4 protein-coding genes and 1 pseudogene are annotated in these 3395 nt (G+C 75.2%); 4 read left to right on the top strand and 1 reads right to left on the bottom strand.

All coding sequences use genetic code 11. The features are described 5' to 3' along the window. From AB0I76_RS25700 to AB0I76_RS25690, 3 genes and pseudogenes are all read left to right on the top strand, one after another. Positions 1-900, top strand: a pseudogene (locus AB0I76_RS25700) (ABC transporter permease); the annotation flags it as partial. Then, positions 897-1865, top strand: coding sequence for an ABC transporter ATP-binding protein (locus tag AB0I76_RS25695; protein ID WP_357040426.1), 969 nt, complete (start codon positions 897-899; stop codon positions 1863-1865). The pseudogene AB0I76_RS25700 and the gene AB0I76_RS25695, both read left to right, overlap by 4 nt. Continuing rightward, positions 1865-2563 carry an ABC transporter ATP-binding protein gene (locus tag AB0I76_RS25690; protein WP_357040423.1) on the top strand — a complete coding sequence of 233 codons (699 nt, stop codon included), beginning with the start codon at positions 1865-1867 and terminating at the stop codon, positions 2561-2563. The genes AB0I76_RS25695 and AB0I76_RS25690 overlap by 1 nt, the downstream gene beginning before the upstream one ends. Here the strand turns inward: AB0I76_RS25690 and AB0I76_RS25685 are convergent, their stop codons facing one another. Further along, positions 2564-3022: a hypothetical protein gene (locus AB0I76_RS25685; RefSeq protein ID WP_357040420.1), complete on the bottom strand. Its 459-nt coding sequence runs from the start codon at positions 3020-3022 to the stop codon at positions 2564-2566. 121 nt (positions 3023-3143) lie between these two features. Between AB0I76_RS25685 and AB0I76_RS25680 the strand changes: the two genes are divergently transcribed. Then, the coding region (locus AB0I76_RS25680) for a hypothetical protein (RefSeq protein ID WP_357040417.1) at positions 3144-3395 on the top strand (252 nt) is incomplete at its 3' end.

The raw sequence follows: 3395 nt of genomic DNA, 5'->3' as shown, positions 1-3395 counted from the left end.
GTCGACGCCCGGGCCTTCGCCGAGGTGGCGCGGCGCAGCGGCGTCGACGTGGACGTGCCGGCCGTGCTGCGCACCGCCGGCCGCGGCGACGGGCCGGTGCCGGCGGTGGTCTCCCCCGACGTGGCCGCCGACCTGCCCACCGGCGGTGCGGCGGACGTGCAGAACCGGCTGTTCCCGTTCACCGTGGCCGGCGTCGCCGACACCTTCCCCGGGCTGGGCCCGGACGGGGGCCGGTTCGTCGTGCTGCCCTGGCAGGCCCTTACCGAGTACGCGGACACCCCGGTGATCCCGAACCGGTTCCTGCTGGCCGGCGAGGACATCGCCGTGGCGGAGCTGCTGCGGGTCGCCGACGACGCGCAGCGGGAGCGGCAGTCCGCCGTGCTGGGCTCCGAGGTGCGGGAGCCGGAACTGCCCGCCGCGCTGGACACGTGGCAGGCACGCCGGCAGGGCCTGGAACGCACCGGCGTCAACGAGGTGCTCACCCTGGCGTTCGTGGTGGGCGCCGCCGGCGGCACCGGGCTGGCCGTGCTCGCGGTGGGCTTCGCGGTGGTCGCCGACGCCCGCGGCCGGGGGCGGGTGCTGTCCCGGCTGCGCACCATGGGCCTGTCCGGCGGGCAGGGCCGGCAGCTGCTGGTGTACGAGCTGGTGCCGCTGGTCGGCGCGGCAGCCCTGGCCGGCGGCGCGGTGGGCGTGGCGCTGCCCCGCCTGCTCGGCACCACGCTCGGGCTGTCCACGTTCACGCCCGGTGTGACGCCCCGCGCCCAGCTGGACCCGATGGTCGTCGCCGGGGTGCTGGTCCTGGTGGTGGTCGGTCTGCTGGCCGGGCTGGCGGTCGAGAATCTGGCGAACCGGCGGATGCGTCTCGGTGAGGTGCTCCGCGTGGGAGAGGAGAACGCATGACGGTCGTCGACAACGCGCCGGACCTGGCGACCCTGCAACGGCGGGCCGCGGAACGGGCCGCCGCCCGCGCCGGCGGCACCGACCGGCTGCGCGGGCACATCGTCTGCGACGGCCTGGTGCGGATCTTCACCACCGAGGGGGTGGAGGTCGTCGCGTTGCAGGGCCTGGACCTGGTGGTGGACCAGGGTGAGCTGCTGGCCATCGTCGGCGCGTCCGGGTCGGGCAAGTCCACCGTGCTCAACATCCTGTCCGGGCTGGACGTGCCGACCGCCGGGATCGCCCGGGTGGCCGGCTACGACCTGCTGACCATGTCCCCGCGCAAGCGGCTCGCCTACCGGCGGCACACCGTCGGCTTCGTGTGGCAGCAGACCGGCCGCAACCTGCTGCCGTACCTGTCGGCGCGGGAGAACGTCGAGCTGCCGATGCGGCTGGCCGGGCGGCGCGGTCGCAGACTGCGTCGGCGCGCGGTCGAGCTGTTGGAGATGGTCGGCGTCGGGTACTGCGCCGACCGTCGGCCGGGGCAGATGAGCGGCGGCGAGCAGCAGCGCTGCGCCATCGCGGTGGCGGTGGCCAACGACCCGGAGGTGCTTTTCGCCGACGAGCCGACCGGTGAGCTGGACGAGGCCACCGCCGGTGAGGTGTTCGCGGCGCTGCGCGCGATCAACGCCGAGCTGGGCGTCACCATCGTGGTGGTCACCCACGATCCGCAGGTCGCCTCGCAGGTCCGACGGACCGTCGCGATCCGCGACGGCCGCACCGCCTCCGAGGTACGCCGCTCGGCGCGCATGGGCGCCGACGGCATCGAGGAGCTGGTCACCGAGGAGTACGCGGTGCTGGACCGCGCCGGCCGGATGCAGCTGCCGTCGGCGTTCGTCGACGCGCTGGAGCTGCGGGACCGGGTGAAGCTGACGCTGGAGCCCGACCACGTGCAGGTGCGCCCCGGCGCGGACGCGAAGGAGAAGTGATGGGCGACGAGCTGGTACGTGTCGAGGGCGTCAGCCGCGAGTACCGCACCGGCGGGCAGGTGGTGCACGCCGTACGGGAGGTGTCGTTCACCGCCGGCCGCGGTGAGCTGGTGGCGGTCCGGGGCCGCTCGGGCGCCGGCAAGACGACCCTGTTGAACCTGATCGGCGGGCTGGACAGGCCCACCGCCGGGCACATCCACGTCGCCGGGCGGGAGGTCACCGCGGTCGGTGAGCGGGAGCTGCTGGCCCTGCGCCGCGACGCCATCGGGTTCGTGTTCCAGTCCTTCGGGCTGATTCCGATCCTGTCCGCGGCGGAGAACGTGGGGGTGCCGATGCGGCTGGCGAAGGTGCCGGCCGCCGAGCGGGAGCAGCGGGTCGCGGTGCTGCTGGAGATGGTCGGGCTGGGCGGGCACGCGGCGCAGCGGCCGTACGAGATGTCCGGCGGGCAGCAGCAGCGGGTGGCCATCGCCCGGGCCCTGGCCAACGACCCGCCGCTGCTGATCGCCGACGAGCCGACCGGCCAGCTGGACTCGGAGACCGGCCGGGCGGTGATGGACCTGCTCCGGGCGTTGGTGCGCGCACGGGGGATGACCGCCCTGGTGGCCACGCACGACCCGACTCTGGTGGAGCTGGCCGACCGGGTGCTGGTGCTGCGCGACGGCCGGCTGACCGAGGAGACCGTGCCGGTCCCCGCCTGATCAGTACGGGTCGCCGCAGACCCGCCAGCCGCCGTCCTCCTTCACCACCGACAGCTCCCGCTGCTCGACGGCGCCGGTGTCGCGGGTCAGCCGGACCGTCACCGTGCCCTCGGGGCGACCCCGGCTGGTCGCCACGGACACGTCGACGATCTCGTAGTCGTCGACCAACGGCGGGGTGCGCATCCAGCTGGTGAACCCGATCGGGCTCCATCGGCTGCGGGCGTCGGCGCACAGCCGCTTGTACGCGCCGTCGGTGTCGCCGACGGTCACCGACCGCAGGAACCCGTCGGCGGTCTCCCGCACCGGACCACTGGCCTGGGTGACCACCTGCACGTTCCAGGCGCCCAGCCCGGCCACCCCGACGCAGCACAGCGCCACGCCCACCCCGGCGAACACCAGGCCGGCGCGGACCGGCCGGTGCCGGCGCGCCGGCCGGCTCCACCGCTGCTCAGCGTCCACCCGTCGACCGTAGAGAACGGGCCGGGCCGCGCGCAGGAAAGTCGGCCCTGTCGCGGTCGCCGCCGGATCGTCTACCGTCGGCGCACACCCCTGACGTCCCCCGTGCGAGGAGCCCGAACCGATGAGCCGCTTCGTGCAGCCGGTGCCCGCCCCCGACGACCCGTACGCCGGTGACCGGCTGCTGCGCTCGTGGCTGGAGCGGCAGCTCGGCCCGGCCGGGCACGCCGCCGCGAAGGGTCGTCTCGCCGACCTCGCGGCCGACGTGACCGGACCGCTTCGGTCCGCGCACGCGGACGCGGAGGCGCACCCGCCGACGCTGGTCCGCTACGACGCGTGGGGTGCCCGGGTGGACCGGATCGAGACCTCCGCCGGG

This window comes from Micromonospora sp. NPDC049799, assembly GCF_040656655.1.
Taxonomy (GTDB): Bacteria; Actinomycetota; Actinomycetes; order Mycobacteriales; family Micromonosporaceae; genus Micromonospora.
Note: the sequence above shows the minus strand (reverse complement) of the source record. Positions and strands in the feature narration are given on the sequence as shown.

Coding starts and splice junctions, on each gene's coding strand:
- AB0I76_RS25695 (WP_357040426.1), top strand. CDS start 897: ATGACGGTCGTCGACAACGCGCCGGACCTGGCGACCCTGCAACGGCGG.
- AB0I76_RS25690 (WP_357040423.1), top strand. CDS start 1,865: ATGGGCGACGAGCTGGTACGTGTCGAGGGCGTCAGCCGCGAGTACCGC.